Raw genomic sequence first — 16,342 nt, 5'->3', positions numbered from 1 at the left:
CACCCGCGAGACCGTCAGCCCTCGTTCGTCCGCCGTTCACCGGCAGGTCGGGTCGCTCCCCCACCGTTCGCACGTGCGAGGTCGCCGAGTGCTCCTGTCGGCCGTCCTGGCACTCGTGCCGGCCACCACGGCGTGCTCGGCCACCGCGCCGTCCGACCGCGCGCAGGACCACACCGGCAACGCCGCGCAGGCCGCAGCCGTGGCGGCGCCGCCGACGGCGCGCTGGTTCCGCGGCCAGCTCGTCGTCGAGCCGGCGGCCGGCGGCCGGTCGTGCCTGCTGCTGGCCACCTCGACCGAGCGCTTCGTCCTCCGCTCCGCGAGCGCCCGGCTGTCGACGGTGGCGTGGGAGCAGGACGGCGCGTTCGACGCGACCAGGTCGGGCATCGCCCGCGGCCGGCGCCTGGTGGCGCCGTACTCCGACGAGCGGACGGCCGTGCGGGGCGGGGTCGTCGCCGACGCCGACCGCGACTGCGGCGCCTACCGGACGCTCGCGTTCGTCGAGGCCGCCCGGAGGCGGCCCACCCCGCCCGTCCCTCCCCCGCCGGCTCCCGACGCCCCCGTCGCCCCCGCCGCCCCGAGCGCCGGGCCGGGCGGGCCGACGCCGTACGTGTTCGTCGACCCCGAGCTCGTGCCGGTCCGGATGTCCGGTCGGATCACCGCTGTCCGGGGCAACCAGGGCGAGGGGTGGTGCCTGGCGCTCGAGACCGCCGAGGGCGTCTACACGCTGTCGGAGTCGACCGAGGAGTACGACGCGATCGTCACGACGACGTTGGGACGCCTCGACGCGCGGCGCACCGGGTTGCACATCCACGGCCGCAGCTCGCTCGGCATGGCGGCGACCCTCGGCCAGCACGTCGAGCTCGAGGGCCACCTGTCGTCCGAGACGGACTTCACCTGCAGCCGCTACCACGACCTCGGCGTGACCGCCCTGCGCTGACGAGCGGACGGCACGTCTGCCGGGTCAGTCGCGCGGGTCGAGCACGCGGCCCAGGAAGAGCGGCGCGCCGTGCTCCACGTCGTGGACGACGAACAGGAAGGGCCGGTCGGCGACGAACACGTCGGCCTGCGCCGGCGTCGCCGACTCCCCCACGACCACGGCCGTCGCGGCGGCCGCCTCGGTGCCGTCCTCGTCGACGGCGATGAACACCTCGTGCACGACGTCCTTGACCACGAGGTCGAGCTCGCCGGTCATCGGCGAGAGGTCGGCGCCGGTGAACGGCGTCACCACCCCGAGCTCGGTGAGCGCCTTGCGCAGCGACGCCTGGGTGCGGAAGGTCCACGACGGCAGGGTGACGTCGACCTCGACGTCGACCGCGGCGCGGCGGCCGGGGAGGGCCAGGTAGGTCGCCAGCCCGCCGGCGACGACGTCGGCCTCGATGTCGGCGTACCGGCCGGCGTCGGGGAGGACGACCGTCATCGCGAGCTCGCGGCCGGCGTACGGCAGGCGGACCGCCTGCCACCCCGGCCCGGCGGTGGTCGTGGCGCCGATCGGCCCCGCCGTGTGCATCAGCGGCGCGGTCACGACGGTGCCGTCGAGGAGCGTGAAGTCGCCGTCGTCGGTGAGGCCCTTCTCGAACGGCATCTCCCAGGGGGCCTTGAGGTACAGCGCGTTGACCAGCACGAGACGCGTCAGCGGATCGACCGAGCCCTCGCGGAGGATCTCGGGGATCCTGTCGCGGGTCTGCGCGGCCGTCCACGCGTTGACCGCGGCCCGCGCGGCGTCGGTGGCGCCGGCGAAGTCGACCGTCGTCAGCCCCGCGCCGTACTCGCGGGCGAGGGTCTCCAGGAACGGCTGCTCCCACGCGACGTCGCGCTGCCCGAAGAGCGTGCTGGCGCTGTCGAGCACCACCTCGGTCTCGGTGCCGTCGGCCTTGCGGCGCGGCCCGGCCAGCGACTCGACGTGCGCGGTGAGGGCGTTGAGACCGGGGTTGGCCCGCTCGACCGGGACGTCGCCGATCGCGGTCTCCAGCTCGGTGCGGGTACGTCCGGCCGCGCCGTTGGCCGTCATCGCCAGCGCCACCACGATCGAGAACGGCGACAGCGCGAGGTTGCCCGGCTCCCCGGCGAGGCGCCCGAACAGCGCGCCGCCGCTGCGGTACGCCGCCGCCACCACCGGCGCGACGGCCGCCGGGTCACCCGGCGCCCGGGCCGTGTCGGCCGAGACCAGCTCGACGTCGCCCGCGCCCGCCCCGCCGTCCTGCAGCCCGGGGTCCTCCGGGTCCTCCGCACAACCGGCCAGCACCCCGCCGCCGGCGACGGCGAGCGCCGAGAGGGACAGGAGCTTCAGCAGGTGACGACGGTCCATGGGGAGAGGGACGGCTCCCACGTCCCCCCGGTTCCGTCGCACCCCCCACCTCGCTCACGGGAATGGCGCTGACCCGTCGCAACGATGCGACGGGTCGATCCAGATCTCGCGCCGACCCGTCGCAACGATGCGACGGGTCACCGCAGATTTGGCGCTGACCCGTCGTACATCTACGACGGGTCAGCGTGGGTCAGCCGAAGCGACCGTTGACGTAGTCGGAGGTGCGCTGGTCGCGGGGGGAGCCGAACATGGCCTTGGTGTCGCCGTGCTCGACGATCACGCCGGGGGTGCCGTGGGAGGCGAGGAAGAAGGCGCACTCGTCGGAGACGCGGGCGGCCTGCTGCATGTTGTGGGTGACGATGACGATGGTGACCTCGCGGGCCAGCTCGAGCATGGTCTCCTCGATCACCCGGGTCGAGGTGGGGTCGAGGGCCGAGCACGGCTCGTCCATCAGCAGCACCCGCGGCTTGATGGCCAGCGACCGCGCGATGCACAGGCGCTGCTGCTGGCCGCCGGACAGGCCGCCGCCGGGGGCGTCGAGGCGGTCCTTGACCTCGTTCCAGAGCCCGCCCTTGACCAGGCACGACTCGACGAGCGCGTCGCGCTCGGACCGCGACGCCTTGGTGCCGGTGAGCTTGAGGCCCGCGAGCACGTTCTCGCGGATCGACATCGCCGGGAACGGGTTGGGCTTCTGGAAGACCATCCCGATCGAGCGGCGGGCGTCGATGAGGCGCTTGCCGGGGTCGTAGACGTCCTCCCCGTCGAGCAGGACCTCACCGGCCAGGGCGGCGGAGGGGACCAGCTCGTGCATCCGGTTGAGGATCCGCAGGAACGTCGACTTGCCGCAGCCCGACGGGCCGATCAGCGCGGTGATGCCACCGGCCGGCATCACGAGCGAGACCCGGTCGAGGACCTTGTGGCTGCCGAACCAGGCCGTGACGTCGCGCGCCTCGATCTGGGCGAGGGGCCGGACCGGGGGCGCCGGCGTCGCGTCGTACGTCGTGAGGGTGGTGGTGACGGTCATGACGAGGTCTCCGATCAGGCCGGGGCCGGGCGGTCGTGGGAGGGACGACCGCCCGGCGTCCGGGGGTGTGGCGGGGTGCTACTTCTTGAAGGTGATGGTGAAGGTCTTGCTGGCACCGAAGCCGTTGGCGTCACCGGCGTAGGAGACCTTCAGCGTGCTCTTGCCCGCTCCGACCTTGGCCTTGGCGAGGGTGAGGGTGGCCTTGCCGGCCTTGAGGCTGCCGGTGGCGACCGTCTTGGCGCCCTCCTTGATCGTGACCTTGCCGGTGGGCTTGGTCGACAGACCCGCGAAGGCGACGGTGACGACGCCCTTCGCCGACTTGGCCGACTTCTTGACCGAGGCCGGGAAGGACTCCTTGAGGACCGAGCCGGCCTTGACCTTGACCGTGCGGGAGCCGGACGACGCGACGTAGGCCGAGCCCTCGGCGGGCGTGTAGGCGGCCACGATGCTGTAGGAGCGCGGCGCCCGGTTGGTCAGGTTGAGGGTCGCGGTGCCGCCGATGAGGTTGGCGGTGCCGAGGACGGCGTCACTGCCGGAGTCGAGGAACGACACGGTGCCGGTCGGGGTCGGGTTGCCGGCGACGCGGGCGGTCAGGCGCAGGGCCTTGGGCGCCGTGCTGGTGCCGGTGACCGTCGTGGTGGTCTCGATCGGGACGACCGGCTCGTTGGTCTTGAAGTTGCTGGTCGCCGTGTCGGTCGCCTGGCCGCAGACGCCGCCGTCGGCCACGCTGTCGAGCTGCTCGAAGCCGGCTGCCGCGATCTCGTCGTTGGCCTCGTCGGAGCAGAGGAAGCCGTTGGAGCCGAAGAGGCCCTGCAGGGTGGCGTTGCCGAGGTCGCTGTTGCGGATCACGTTGTAGAGCGCACGGTCGGCGGTGAAGCCGTCCGCCAGGCGCAGGGCGCCGGGAGTCAGGCTCGACCGGCCGGCCGAGAACGGCGCGACGGCGTTGGCGTCGTTGCGGATCGAGGTCGCGTCGTGCTCCTGGACCTCCTGGACGGTCGAGGCGAGGACGACGTCGACATTGGTGTTGGCGGCCTTGAGCTGGGCGACGAAGAACGAGCGCGTGCCGGATCCGCCCTGCGGGATCTTGGGCGCGATGACGCCGGGCTTCCCGCCGATCTCGCTCCAGTTCTTGATGCTGCCGTTGTAGATCCCCACCATCTGCTGCGGCGTGATCGCGGCCGGTGCGTTGGAGGGCACCTGGTTGGAGACCGCGAGCTTGAGGGTGTCCAGCGCGAACGGGAACTGCTGCAGGCTGGCGTTGCGCTCGGCGTCGTTCAGGCTCGACGACGAGCGAGCGAAGTCGATCTCGGCGTTGTTGTTCGTGCCGTAGAGCAGGTTCTTGCCCGCACCCGAGCCGTTGGGGCGCGTGATCGAGCCCGACGGCAGCGTGACGGTGCCGCCGCCGGTGGCGGCGTACGTCGCCAGGCGCGGGGCGCCGGCGGACAGCCCGGTGTTGTAGGACTGGGCGAGGCGGAAGAGCGCGTTCTGGCTGGTGTCGGAGCCGGCCCCGATGACGTCGGCGGTCGTGGGCGTGAAGGTGGTGTCGTCGGGGTCGGCGGCGTGGGCCGTCCCGGCGGTCAGCGCGAGGACCGACCCGGTCACGGCGACCGTGACGACGCCGGCGAGGGACTTGCGTACGAACATCTCGGAGGTGCTCCTTGTGGTGGGTGGTGCTGTGGGGTCGTGCAGGGTGGTGGTGCGTGCGCCGGCGGGCCCGAGCCCGCCGGTGCAGGTCAGAGGAGGTTGGGCATCAGTCGCATGGCGGTGTCGGTGGTGAGCCAGGCGAGGGTGAGGACCACCGGGCCGGCGAGCACCCACACCAGGACGGCCGACCAGCGCTGGCGGGCCGCGATGACGGCGAAGGTGAGTCCGAGCAGCAGCGAGAGCCAGAGCGCCAGCAGCGGCAGCGCCGTGGTGTCGCGCGCCATCGCCTCCTCGGCCTCGGGCATCGCGGCGCCGTAGCCGGACGGCGTCGGGAACGCCTCGACGGTGATCGCGTCGACGTAGACGGTGGTGTCGGGCGTGAGCGCGGAGAGCCGTCCGTCGCCCTCGGCCGAGACGAGGGTGAGCATGCCGCCGCCCTCGGCGACCGGGTCGGGCACGGGGTCGCCCTCGCGGCGCACGCCGATCACGTCGAGGGTCTGGCGGCCCTGGGAGGTGAGGACCTCGACGTCGTCGCCGGGTCGCAGCTCGCCGAGGCGGCCGAACGGCGCGCCGTACGTCGCCGCCCGGCCCATCACGACCGAGTAGCCCTTCTGCCCCGGGAGCGGGGTGCCGCGCTGGTGGCCGGGCCCGGCCAGGAGGTCGCCCGAGGCGGTGCCCTCGACGACGACCTCCTCGAGCCCGAGCGCGGGGATCGTGAGGATCGCGACCGGGTCGCCGACGGGGACGACGGGGCCGAGCGGTGCCGTCGTCTCGGCGAGCTGGACCCGGAACTCGCGGAACAGCAGCGCCTGCTGGCGGTCGTGGGACAGGCCGCTGAACACGAGCAGCTGCAGCACCGCCCAGATCGAGACCAGCGAGACCATCACGCTCGCCGTGCTCACCACGGCCGCGGCGCCCTGGGGTGCCGGCCGCGGTGGCCGTCGGGGGCGGCGGGGTCGCTCCGGGGCCGGGGCGACCGGGGCCGCCTCGGCCGCGGCGGCCGGGGCCGGGCGTCCCTCGACCATGGTCACGTCAGTCTCCGCGGCGGGCGCACGAAGAACCGCGAACCGACCCGGACGGCGACGCCGAGCACCCCGGCCAGCAGGAGCAGCGGCAGCAGCTTGCCGGCGAGGCCGGAGTCGGTCGCCGAGGTCGCACTGGTCTCCTCGACGTCCGCGTCGTCGAGGGGCGCCGTCGGCTCGTCGCCGGGCGCCTCGGGGGGTGCCGTGGCCGGCGGGGCGTCGTCGGGGGTGGTGAGGCCGCCGCCGTCCCCGAGGTCGGTGTCGGTGTCGGTGTCGGGCGTCGTGTTGCCCCCGTCCCCGGTCGGGTCCTTCGGGTCGCTCGGCGCCGGGGTCTGCGCCTGGATGGCGCCGGCGACCTCCCGCGCCGAGCGGAGCAGCTTGCCGGTGGGACCCGACGCCTTGATCGGCAGGTAGCCGGCGGGCAGCTGGCCGTTGCCGCTGCCGCGTCGCTGGCCCTCGGTGGTGGAGATCCGCACGAACTGCGCGACCTGGCCGGCCGTGGCCTTGTCGAGGTTGCGCAGCCGCGCCGCGGTGTAGACGACCATCGTGCCGGGGTAGGCACGGCCGTCCCGCGCGACGTCGGCCTGGTCGAGCACGAACGGACGCCGCTTGCCGGGCTGCTTCGAGAGCGCCACGGCGCGCCCCATCGAGGCGTCGGTGGGGGCAACGAACCGGCCGGGCTTGGTCTCGAGAGCAGCGCTCTTCAACCCGTAGCGGGCGGCGTCGCCGAGGCTGACGACGCCCAGCACGAACCGCGAGCCGTAGGACTGCCGGTCGACCCGTCCGATCTTGTACTGCTTCGTGCTCGGGTCGTAGTCGCACCGGGTCTGCACGTTGGGCCACGCGTCGAGCAGCGACTCGGAGATCTTGCGGAGCGTGGTGACCGGGGCGGCGAGCTGGTTGAAGTAGACCGACGGGTTCTCCTGGCGACAGGTGTTCTCGGTCTTGGGGATGAACGAGTCGAGCAGCGGCCACTCCGGCCGCGGCAGCTCGATGTCGCGGTACGACGGGTTGACCCGCATGCCCCACGGGTCGGGCTTGCCGCCGATGAACGCCATCGCCTTCTTGTCCTGGGCGATGTACGCCGTCAGCTGCTGGATCACGTCGGAGTCGTTGGCCAGCGAGAGCAGGGTGGCGCCGGCCTCCTGGGTGATCTCGCTCAGGCCCTCGTTGAGCCGCTGGAACTCCTCGTCGTTCATGATCGCCAGCGGGTTGTTCGCGATGCCGGGGTGCTGGCGCCCGAGGTCGGAGCCCAGGTAGCTCTGGGTGAGCAGCTTGGCGAGCAGCCGCGCGTTGAGCCGGAGGGTCGCGAACTCCCCCTTGTTCCTGGGCCGGTCGATCTCGTAGCCGATCGCGAAGCCGGTGATCGCGGTCGGTGCGTAGCCGACCGGGTCACCCCCCGTCGCGTCCTGCTCGGAGGAGACCACCGCGGCGGGACCCTGACCGTTCTGCATCAGGTTGAACCCGGCGATGTCGGACATCTGGTTGAGCTGGAACTTGAACCGCTTCTTGTTCAGGCAGTACGCCGGCGACCACTGCAGGCCGGCCTGCGCGAGCAGCTCGGAGCCGTAGAACCCGGTGGGCGGGCGGCTGTCGAGCACGTCGCAGGTGTCGGGAGGCAGGCCGAAGGTGACCGGGATGGAGAACCGGTTGCGCCAGTTGGACTGGGTCCACCACAGGGCCGGGCCGACCGCGAGGTCGATGCCCTCGCTCGCCGCGTTGCTCGATCCCGGGGGGAAGCGACCCAGCTTGCGGCAGGCCTTGTCGTCGTCGGTGGGCGGCTCGGCCGGCTGCTGGCAGCTGACGCCGACGATCGGGACGACCACGATCGAGCAGGCCACCTTGTCGCTGCAGCCGAGTGACTCGTTCTCGACGTTGCTGCGCACCTCGTAGTTGACCGCGCCCTGGCCGTTCTCGTCGGTGAAGGCCGCGATCTCGGCGGGCGGGAAGGCGGCGTCGACGGCCGCCTCCGGCGGCATGGAGTCGCGGTCGCAGGCGTCGAAGACGTCGCCCGAGCGGCTGACGAACGGCGTCAGGCGGGTGCTGTACGTCGGCACGTCGAGCGTCGGGCACTCCTCGCCCTCGACGCCCTCGGCGCCGGTGACCGGCTCCTTGGCAGCCTCGGTGGCGTACTGGTCGCGGCGCCAGACCGAGAGCCCCTCGGACCGCAGCACCTGCGAACGCTGGTCGAACGAGGAGGTCCAGCAGGTCTCCGGGCGCAGCTGCTGCGCCTTGGGAAGGCGCGCGTCGTCGCGGCCGCGGCACTGCAGCACGACGACCGGGTACTCCTGGGCCAGGCCCTTCTCGCCGTAGGGGTTGGCGGCGCGACCGCCGCTGGGCTGGGCGCCGGTCCACGAGATCCGGATCCGCTGGCGGCCGCGGAGGTTGGTGGTCTGGTTGGCGCGGACCGTGACGTCCCAGCTGGACACGGTGGTCTCGGTGCCGTCGGGCCCGACGAAGACCCGGCTCACCTTCTTGGTGGCCCGGTAGCCCTTGTCGTCCGCGGCTGCCCGGGCGACGGCGGTCGGCACGGCGGACGCGGTCGGCGCGGCGGACGCGGCGGACGTGGCGGACGTGGCGGACACCGTGGCCCCGGCGACCGCGTTGCTCGGCGCGAGCACCCCGACGGCGACCAGGCCGACCACGGCGGGAGCCACCAGCAGGCGGGACAGTCGCGACGTACGGCCCGTCATCGGGCACCCCCGCGGCGGCGCAGGCGGGCGGCGAACAGCCCGGGCAGCAGCACCAGGGCCGCGAGCAGAAGCACGCTCACCCAGGCGAACGTCTTGGAGTCCAGCGGCCGGTCGTCGAGCGTGGTCGAGTTGGCGAAGACCGCGTCGTCACCGGTGCTGGTCGACGCCCCCGGGATCCCGGACCCCGGTACCGCGGCGCCCGAGCCCGGCGGTCCGCCGGCCCCCGGTGCCCCGCCCCCGGGCGGTCCGGCACCGGGGTCGGTGCCACCACCCGGGCCCGTGCCCGTGCCCGTGCCGGCGCCGTCGGGGGTCGCCGCCGGGTCGGGGTCGTTGCCGCCGGTGGGGTCGTTCTTGCCGGTGTCGGAGCCGCACGGCCCCTCCCCCTGCTTGTCGCAGGCGGGCGGCATGGGGGCGGTCTTGGCGAGCAGGTTGCTGCCCGGGTTGTTCCTGTCGAACGTGGGGTTGTTGCACGAGCTCACGTCGCGGTCGGTGAGGTCGACCTGGGGATCGGCCCTCTTCAACGTGGCGATCTGCTGGAAGCCGGCCTGCACCAGGTTGACGGGCAGCGGCGAGTAGCCGAACGGGCCGGCCTTGGTCTGCCCGCTGCACAGGGAGTAGTAGAGGAAGTCGGCCAGCGACTGACGCTTGGCCGTCGTCATCCGCGGGTCGTCCTTGCCGGTCGGGATGACCATGTAGGAATAGGACGAGATCGGGTAGGTCCGCGGGTCGGGGTTGGTGTAGACGCCGTCGAGGATCTGGGTGAGGTACTTCGTCGCGTCGGCCTTGTTGGTGTTGATCTGCGCCTTCGTCAGCGCCACCGCGGTGTTGAACTGCGTCGGCTCCACGTAGTAGCCGGCCTTGTTGAGCACCTTGACGACCGGGTAGCCCTTGTCGAGCGGGTAGGAGTACTCGACGTAGCCGATGGTCCCGTCGCCGGCGAAGCCCGAGACGGTGTTCATCACCTGGTCCGAGCCCGACTGGGCGATCATCACGTCGCCCTTCTTCGGGTAGTACGACGTCAGCCCCGACCGGCCGAAGTAGGGCCGCCAGATCGAGGGGAAGGCCTTGTCGAGCCAGGTGGTGAACTGCGCGGTCGTGCCCGAGCCGTCGGAGCGGACGACCGGCACGATCTTCTTGTCCGGGAAGGAGCGGCCGTTGTTGTCGGCCGTGATCGCCGGGTCGTTCCAGTTGGTGATCTTGCCGGTGAAGATCTTGGCGATCGTCTCGCCCGAGAGGCGCAGGTTGCGCACCAGGGTGTCGCCGATCTTGAGCTGGTAGGTGAACGCGGTGCCGCCCGCGACCAGCGGCAGGTAGGCGTACTCCCGGCCGTTGCTGGTGTCGGCCTGGCCGGTCTCGTCCTTGCCCTGGTAGGGGATCTCGGAGATCGCGAAGTCGGTGGTGTTCTGCGCGAAGTCCTTGCGGCCCTTCGACGACCCGCCGCCGGTGTAGACGACCTTGATCCCGTTGGCGTCGACGTCGGCGATCCACTGCTTGACGATCAGCTCGGACCAGGTGGAGCCGGTGCCCTCGATCGTCGCGTACGCCGCGGCGCGCGACTGCTGCAGCTGCTCGGCGCTGACCGGGGTCTTCGTCCCGGCGGCCTCGGCGGCCCCGGAGGTGTCGGCCGTGGCCGACGCCCCGAGGGTGGCGGGGACCAGCACCGCGGCGAGGGCGGCCAGGGCCACGAGCAGGCGGGCGCGGACGCGGGTGGGACGGCGGGTCATGAGGCTGCTTTCCGGGAGCGGCGCGGGGTGGTGCGCCTTGGACGGGCGAGGAGTCGGGCGATCACGAAGAGGAGGAGCACGAGGATGAGCAGCACCAGCGCGGCCCCGTAGGCCCGCTGGATGGCGACGTCGTTGCCGCTGCGCACACCGGTGAAGATGAACAGCGGCAGCGAGTGCATGGCGCCCTCGAACGGGTTGGCGTTGGTGAACTCCGCCGCACCGCTGGTGAGCAGCACCGGACTGGTCTCGCCGACGCCGCGGGCGACGCCGAGGATCAGCGCGGTGGCCAGGCCGGGCCGCGCGGTGGGGAGCACGACGTGCCACACGGTGCGCCAGCGGCTGGCGCCGAGGGCCAGGCTGGCCTCGCGCAGGCCGCCCGGCACCACCCGCAGCACGACGTCGGCGGCGCGGGCGATGATCGGCAGCATCATCACCGAGAGCGCGAGCGAGGCGGCGAACCCCGAGCGGTCCTGGCCGAGCGCCAGGATCCAGACGGTGTAGATGAACAGGCCGGCGACGATCGAGGGCAGCGCGGTCATCGCCTCGACCAGGGTGCGGACGACGCGGGCGAACCTGCCCCCGATCTCGGTCATGAAGACCGCGGTGCCGACGCCCAGCGGCAGCGTGATGGCGACGGCGATGCCCATCTGGAGGATGGAGCCGATGATCGCGTGCCGGATGCCGCCCTCGTCGAAGGGGTCCTTGGGACCGACGCCGGCCATGTCGTCGACGAAGAAGTTCAGGTTGGTCAGCGGGCGCCAGCCCTTGGCGGCGACGTAGACGATGACGCTGACCAGTGCGGCCCCGACGAGCAGGGCGCCGCCGGTGACCACGCAGGCGGCGACCCGGTCCTTGACCTCGATCCACGTCCCGGTGGCGGCGGTGGCCACGGCGGTGACGAGCAGGCCGAAGACGAACCAGGCGATCACGAACCAGGCGATGCCCGGCAGCGGCAGCAGTCGCTGGGTGACCAGCCAGGCCAACCCGAACGCGGCGAACCAGGAGCCGGCGCGGACGACGAGCTCGTCGGGAGCCATCCGGCCCAGCGACCCGCGCACGACGGGCGGCGGCGCGTCGTCGGAGCGCACCGGGATGTAGGTGACCCCGGGCGTCGCGGTGGGGTGCGGCGTGACGGGGGCGTCGGGACGCTTGTCGAGGGTGGTCATCAGTCCGTCTCCGCCCCGGAGCGGCTGCGGTTGACCACGAGCGCGGCCAGCGTGTTGATCACCAGGGTGATCCCGAACAGCACCAGCCCTGCTGCCAGCAGCGCCGAGAGCTGGGAGGTCGAGGCGTCACCGAAGCGGCCGGCGATCAGGGAGCTGATCGTGTTGCCGCCCTTCTCGGTGAGGCTCCACTTGATCTCGAACGCCGGGGAGATGATCAGCAGCACCGCGATCGTCTCGCCCATGGCGCGGCCCAGCGCGAGCATCGAGCCACCGATGACGCCGCCGCGGCCGAAGGGCAGCACGACGGAGCGGATCACGCCCCAGCGGGTGGCGCCCAGGGCGAGCGCGGCCTCCTTCTCCCCCGGCGGCGTCTGGGAGAACACCTGCCGCATCACGGCCGCGGCCATCGGCAGCACCATCATGGAGACGGCGATGCCGGCCACGAACGCGCTGAAGCCGTACTGGCTCAGGGCCGGGATCGGCTTGTCGGCCTCGCCGCCGGGCACCTCGAAGAACGGGACCCAGCCGAGGTTGCGGTCGAGCCAGATGGAGAAGCCGGCGGCGTGCTCCATGATCAGCAGGTAGCCCCACAGGCCGTAGATGACCGACGGCACCGCAGCCATCAGGTCGACGGCCGAGACGAGGGTGGGCTTGATCCGGGCCGGGGCGTACTCGCTGATGTAGAGCGCGACGAGGAGTGCCAGCGGGAACGCGATGACCATCGCGACGAACGCGACCTGGAAGGTGCCGACCAGCACGGCCGCGATGCCGATGACGTCGGTGTCGGGCGACCACTGCTGCTCGGTGAAGAAGGACCACCCGTAGCGGCGGAACGTCGGGACCGCCTGGATGCCGAGGAACACCGCCACCCCGGCCGCGACGACGAGCACCGTCGCCCCCACGGTGCGCGCGCCGTGGGTGAACACCGAGTCGGCACCCGTGGTGCGGCGCGAGAGCGCGCGCGGCTTGACGTCGACCTCGTCGCCGGTGCGGTCGAGGTCGGGAAGTGTGGTTGTCACCTGTGTTGCGGTCCCCGTCGGTGATCGTCGGTGCAGTGCTCGTGCTGGCCCGTCCAGGCCGGCGCCCCCCAGTGGGCTGCCTCGACGAGTGTCGGGAGACGGACGGAACGATCGGGGCTACGACCGTGAACGAGGAGCGAACACCCAGCCCGGGTTGGGACAACAAGACCGGCACCTGTGGACAGGCCTGGCCCGGGATGACCATGGGCCATGGCCCGAACGGGCTATCCCCGAGGCCTGGTGGTCAGGGAACGGTCTGGACCACCACGGCACGGCGCGACGCGCGGCGCAGGGTGGTGAGCACCGCGGGGCCGAGGAGCACGACGGCCACCGCCGTGGTGATCGCGCGACCGGTGTCGAAGCTGCCGGTCGAGGTGATCAGCGTGTACGCCGCGAACGTGCGCAGGTTGGCCAGCGGGCCCGCCGTGGGGTCGAAGGTCAGGTCGCCGTCGACCCCGGGGACGGCGACGCCGAGGAGGAACGGCCAGCCGGACAGGTTCATCAGCGCGCCGAACAGGTACGCCGCCACGACGCCGTACGCCGCCAGCATCGCGATCTCCCCGCGGCCCCGGACCGGGCGGCCGAGCACCCGGCGCGGGAGCAGCCCGGCGCCGAGTCCGACCCACGCGGCGCAGAGCATCTGGAACGGCAGCCACGGCCCGACCCCGGCGGTCATCAGCGCGGACGCGAACAGCGACGTCACGCCGAGCACGAAGCCGAAGCCGGGTCCGAAGACCCGTCCGGCCAGGATCAGCAGGAAGAAGACGAGCTCGATGCCAGCGGTGCCGGCCGAGAGCACGCGCATCAGGGCGTTGACGGCCGAGAGCACCCCGAGGATCGCCAGCACCCGGGCGTCCATGCCGCCCTCGCTCATCTCGGCGACCACCACCGCGATCACCACGGGCAGGAGCAGCAGGAACAGGAACGGCGGGTCGATGCGGGCCGCCTCGTCGCCCACCCGGACGAGCAGCGGCCAGCACAGCATCATCAGGCCGAGGACCGACGCGACGGCGAGCGTGACGCGGGAGCGGACGCTGAGCGGGATGGCGCGGACGTCGTCGGGCACGTCCGGCGCGGCGGTCACGGCGGTCATGCCACGACCTCGTCGACGCGGAGCCAGGGGGCGCCGAGCACCTTCATCACCTGCGGCGCGAACGCCGGCGACTCGGCGACCACGCGCCGGGTCGGGCCGGACGAGACGACCTCGCCCTCGGCGAGCACCACGACCTCGTCCGCGGCCGAGGCCACGAACTCGACGTCGTGGGTGGCCACGAGGACGGCGTGGCCGTCGGTGGCGAGGCCCCGCAGGATAGCCGCGAGGGCGGCCTTGGCGGCGTAGTCGAGGCCGCGGGTCGGCTCGTCGAGCAGCACGACCGGAGGCGCCGGTGCCAGCACCAGCGCCAGCGCGAGGGCGAGCTTCTGACCCTCGGACAGGTCGCGCGGGTGGGCCGCGTCGTCGATGCCGGGCACGAGCCGGTCGAGGACCTCCCGGGTGCCGGGGCCGCCGGCCACGCACTCCTCGGCCACGGTCTCGAGGTAGAGCAGGTCCGACGCGGTCTGCGGCAGCAGCGCCACCCGCGCCCGCCGGCCGGCGGCGTCGAGCGCCGCGGGGTCGGCGCCACCGGTCTCCACCCGGCCGGAACGACGCTGGCGGGTGCCCTGCAGGGTCCACAGGAGCGTCGACTTGCCGGCGCCGTTGCGGCCCATCAGGGCGGTGACCCGTCCGGCGTGCAGGGTCAGGTCGACGTCGCGCAGGGCGACGGTGCTGCCGTGGCTGACGCCGACCCCGATGGCCCGCAGCAGCGGTGCCGGCGTGGGCAGCGTCTCGGTCGGCACCGGCGGCAGCACCAGCGTGCGGGCCGCCCGGCGGGCCTCCCGCACGGTCAGCGGCAGCGGGCTCCAGCCGGCGGCGCGGCCGAGCTCGACGATCGGGGGTACGACGGGCGAGTGCGCGAGCAGGTCGGCCGGCTCCCCCACCTCGCACGCGCCGGCGCCGGTCATCAGCACCATCCGGTCGGCGAACGGCACGACCCGCTCGAGGCGGTGCTCGGCGAGCAGCACCGAGACCCCCAGGTCGTGGACCAGCCGGGTGAGCGTGGCCAGCACGTCCTCGGCGGCGGTGGGGTCGAGGGCGGAGGTCGGCTCGTCGAGCACGAGCAGCCGGGGGTGCATGGTGAGCACCGACCCGATCGCGACGCGCTGCTGCTCGCCGCCCGAGAGCGTGTGCAGGTCGCGGTCGCGCAGGTGGGCGATGCCCAGCAGGTCGAGGGTCTCCTCCACCCGCCGGCGCATGGTCTCGCCGGGCAGGCCGAGCTGCTCCATGCCGTAGGCCAGCTCGTCCTCGGCGGTGTCGGTGACGAACGCCGCGGCCGGGTCCTGGCCGACGTACCCGATCGCGTGCGCGCGCTCGCGGGGCGGGGTGTCGATGATGCTGGCGCCGTCGAGGCGGACGTCGCCGGTGAGCACTCCCCCGCTGAACCGCGGCACCAACCCGGTGACCACCCCCAGCAGCGTCGACTTGCCGACGCCGGTCGGGCCCGAGACGAGCACCAGCTCGCCCTCCTCGACGCTCAGGTCGACGCCGTCGAGGACGCGCGCGCCATCAGGGCCGCCGTCGGAGCCGCCGTAGGTGAGGGTGAGCTCGCGCAGCTCGAGCAGCGGCGTCATCGGGGGCTCCCGGCGGTGCGCGGCGGCGGGGTCACGGCCACGGCGGCGAGGCCGAGCACGGCCGCGAGCAGGGCGACCAGGCTGATCTCCGGCGCGGCGCTGGGCGAGGGGTAGGCGATCGGCAGCTGGTGGCGGTTGACCCACCACCCGAGCACGGCGACGACGAGCCCGACGGCGACCACGGCCAGCTCGGCGGGCCGCCACCGGTCGGGCCGGTAGCGGGTGCGCTGGACGCGGCGTCCGGCGTTGACCAGGCCGGCGACGGCGACCAGCGTGCCGACGACGAGCATCGGGCCGGCGAGCAGCCGGGGGGCCGTCTGGTCGAGCAGGGCGTAGACCCCGACCACGACGCCGCACAGCCCGGCGAGCACCAGCGCCCCCGTCGTACGCCGGTCGCGCGCCGTGGCCGTGCCGGACCGGCCGTAGCCACGGGTGTCCATGCCCGCGGCCAGGGCGAGCGAGCGGTCGAAGGTGTCCTCGAGGACGGGGACCAGGAAGCGGCGCAGCCGCCGCACCCGTCCGGTCTCGCCGGCCCGCAGCGCCTGGGCGGCCCGCACCCGCTTGATGCTCTGGGTGAACTGGGGCAGCACGGTCACCGCCACCACGAGCGCCGTGCCGATCTCGTAGAGCGCCGGCGGGAGGCTGCGCAGCAGCCGCTTGGGGTTGGCCAGCGAGTTGGCCGCGCCGACGCAGATCACCAGCGTGGCCAGGCGGAGGCCGTCGTACAGGCCGGCGACGAGGGTCTCCTGGGTGACGGGCCCGAGCAGGGTCACGCCGCGGACGAAGTCGGGCAGCGGCACCTCGGGCAGGTCGAGCACGACGTCGCCGGGGTAGCCCCCGCCGAGCACCACGCGCCACAGCACGCGGAGCACGACGGTGGCCACCCCGAGCCAGACGTAGAACCGGAAGGACCGCGCCCACGGGTGGTCGGTACGCCGCGCGGTGACGACGACCGCGACCACGCCGACGATCGTCAGCAGCACCAGCGGGTTGGTGGTCAGCGACGCCGCCGCCGCGAGCCCGATCGCCCACAGCCACCAGGCCACGGGGTGCAGGTCGCGGGGCAGCGCGCTCACCT

General features: G+C 73.2%; 12 protein-coding genes. 1 reads left to right on the top strand and 11 read right to left on the bottom strand.

The genetic code is table 11. From position 1 onward, the window contains the following. The first annotated feature begins 73 nt into the window (after positions 1–73). Positions 74–937: a hypothetical protein gene (locus AC4MBH_RS11610; protein ID WP_491795024.1), complete on the top strand. Its 864-nt coding sequence runs from the start codon at positions 74–76 to the stop codon at positions 935–937. 24 nt (positions 938–961) lie between these two features. Here the strand turns inward: AC4MBH_RS11610 and AC4MBH_RS11605 are convergent, their stop codons facing one another. The 11 genes from AC4MBH_RS11605 to AC4MBH_RS11555 form a co-directional block, all read right to left on the bottom strand. Next, complete coding sequence (locus AC4MBH_RS11605; protein WP_491795023.1) at positions 962–2,305, bottom strand: serpin family protein; 1,344 nt, start codon at positions 2,303–2,305, stop codon at positions 962–964. A gap of 190 nt (positions 2,306–2,495) precedes the next feature. Next, positions 2,496–3,329: a phosphate ABC transporter ATP-binding protein gene (locus AC4MBH_RS11600; protein ID WP_491795022.1), complete on the bottom strand. Its 834-nt coding sequence runs from the start codon at positions 3,327–3,329 to the stop codon at positions 2,496–2,498. A 78-nt stretch (positions 3,330–3,407) separates the two neighbouring features. Beyond that, positions 3,408–4,973, bottom strand: a complete 1,566-nt coding sequence (locus AC4MBH_RS11595; RefSeq protein ID WP_491795021.1) for an Ig-like domain repeat protein — start codon at positions 4,971–4,973, stop codon at positions 3,408–3,410. Between the two features lie 89 nt (positions 4,974–5,062). Beyond that, the gene (locus AC4MBH_RS11590; RefSeq protein WP_491795020.1) at positions 5,063–5,998 is read right to left on the bottom strand and encodes a class E sortase; all 936 of its coding nucleotides are present in this window, start codon (positions 5,996–5,998) and stop codon (positions 5,063–5,065) included. A 2-nt stretch (positions 5,999–6,000) separates the two neighbouring features. Continuing rightward, entirely contained in the window at positions 6,001–8,688 is a 2,688-nt protein-coding gene (locus AC4MBH_RS11585; protein ID WP_491795019.1) for a hypothetical protein, read from the bottom strand. Beyond that, complete coding sequence (locus AC4MBH_RS11580; protein WP_491795018.1) at positions 8,685–10,412, bottom strand: phosphate ABC transporter substrate-binding protein PstS; 1,728 nt, start codon at positions 10,410–10,412, stop codon at positions 8,685–8,687. The genes AC4MBH_RS11585 and AC4MBH_RS11580 overlap by 4 nt, the downstream gene beginning before the upstream one ends. Beyond that, positions 10,409–11,578, bottom strand: a complete 1,170-nt coding sequence (pstA, locus tag AC4MBH_RS11575) for a phosphate ABC transporter permease PstA (RefSeq protein WP_491795017.1) — start codon at positions 11,576–11,578, stop codon at positions 10,409–10,411. The genes AC4MBH_RS11580 and pstA overlap by 4 nt, the downstream gene beginning before the upstream one ends. Next, the gene (pstC, locus tag AC4MBH_RS11570) at positions 11,578–12,597 is read right to left on the bottom strand and encodes a phosphate ABC transporter permease subunit PstC (protein ID WP_491795016.1); all 1,020 of its coding nucleotides are present in this window, start codon (positions 12,595–12,597) and stop codon (positions 11,578–11,580) included. The genes pstA and pstC overlap by 1 nt, the downstream gene beginning before the upstream one ends. A gap of 244 nt (positions 12,598–12,841) precedes the next feature. After that, positions 12,842–13,690 (bottom strand): ECF transporter S component, encoded by an 849-nt coding sequence (locus tag AC4MBH_RS11565; RefSeq protein WP_491795015.1) that lies wholly within the window; start codon positions 13,688–13,690, stop codon positions 12,842–12,844. After that, entirely contained in the window at positions 13,687–15,264 is a 1,578-nt protein-coding gene (locus AC4MBH_RS11560) for an ABC transporter ATP-binding protein (protein ID WP_491795014.1), read from the bottom strand. Before AC4MBH_RS11560 ends, AC4MBH_RS11565 begins: the two co-directional genes overlap by 4 nt. Then, positions 15,261–16,340 (bottom strand): energy-coupling factor transporter transmembrane component T, encoded by a 1,080-nt coding sequence (locus AC4MBH_RS11555; RefSeq protein WP_491795013.1) that lies wholly within the window; start codon positions 16,338–16,340, stop codon positions 15,261–15,263. The genes AC4MBH_RS11560 and AC4MBH_RS11555 overlap by 4 nt, the downstream gene beginning before the upstream one ends. Positions 16,341–16,342: the final 2 nt, after the last annotated feature.

The organism is Nocardioides sp. WJ219 (genome assembly GCF_058559815.1).
The sequence above is the reverse complement of the archived record's forward strand: the minus strand, read 5'-3'. Positions and strand labels throughout refer to the sequence as shown.

What these genes read in the sequence shown, in the direction of transcription:
- AC4MBH_RS11560 (WP_491795014.1), bottom strand. Translation starts at nt 15,264, where the DNA reads ATGACGCCGCTGCTCGAGCTGCGCGAGCTCACCCTCACCTACGGCGGC.
- AC4MBH_RS11605 (WP_491795023.1), bottom strand. Translation starts at nt 2,305, where the DNA reads ATGGACCGTCGTCACCTGCTGAAGCTCCTGTCCCTCTCGGCGCTCGCC.
- AC4MBH_RS11585 (WP_491795019.1), bottom strand. Translation starts at nt 8,688, where the DNA reads ATGACGGGCCGTACGTCGCGACTGTCCCGCCTGCTGGTGGCTCCCGCC.
- AC4MBH_RS11600 (WP_491795022.1), bottom strand. Translation starts at nt 3,329, where the DNA reads ATGACCGTCACCACCACCCTCACGACGTACGACGCGACGCCGGCGCCC.
- AC4MBH_RS11580 (WP_491795018.1), bottom strand. Translation starts at nt 10,412, where the DNA reads ATGACCCGCCGTCCCACCCGCGTCCGCGCCCGCCTGCTCGTGGCCCTG.
- AC4MBH_RS11590 (WP_491795020.1), bottom strand. Translation starts at nt 5,998, where the DNA reads ATGGTCGAGGGACGCCCGGCCCCGGCCGCCGCGGCCGAGGCGGCCCCG.
- AC4MBH_RS11595 (WP_491795021.1), bottom strand. Translation starts at nt 4,973, where the DNA reads ATGTTCGTACGCAAGTCCCTCGCCGGCGTCGTCACGGTCGCCGTGACC.
- pstA (WP_491795017.1), bottom strand. Translation starts at nt 11,578, where the DNA reads ATGACCACCCTCGACAAGCGTCCCGACGCCCCCGTCACGCCGCACCCC.
- AC4MBH_RS11565 (WP_491795015.1), bottom strand. Translation starts at nt 13,690, where the DNA reads ATGACCGCCGTGACCGCCGCGCCGGACGTGCCCGACGACGTCCGCGCC.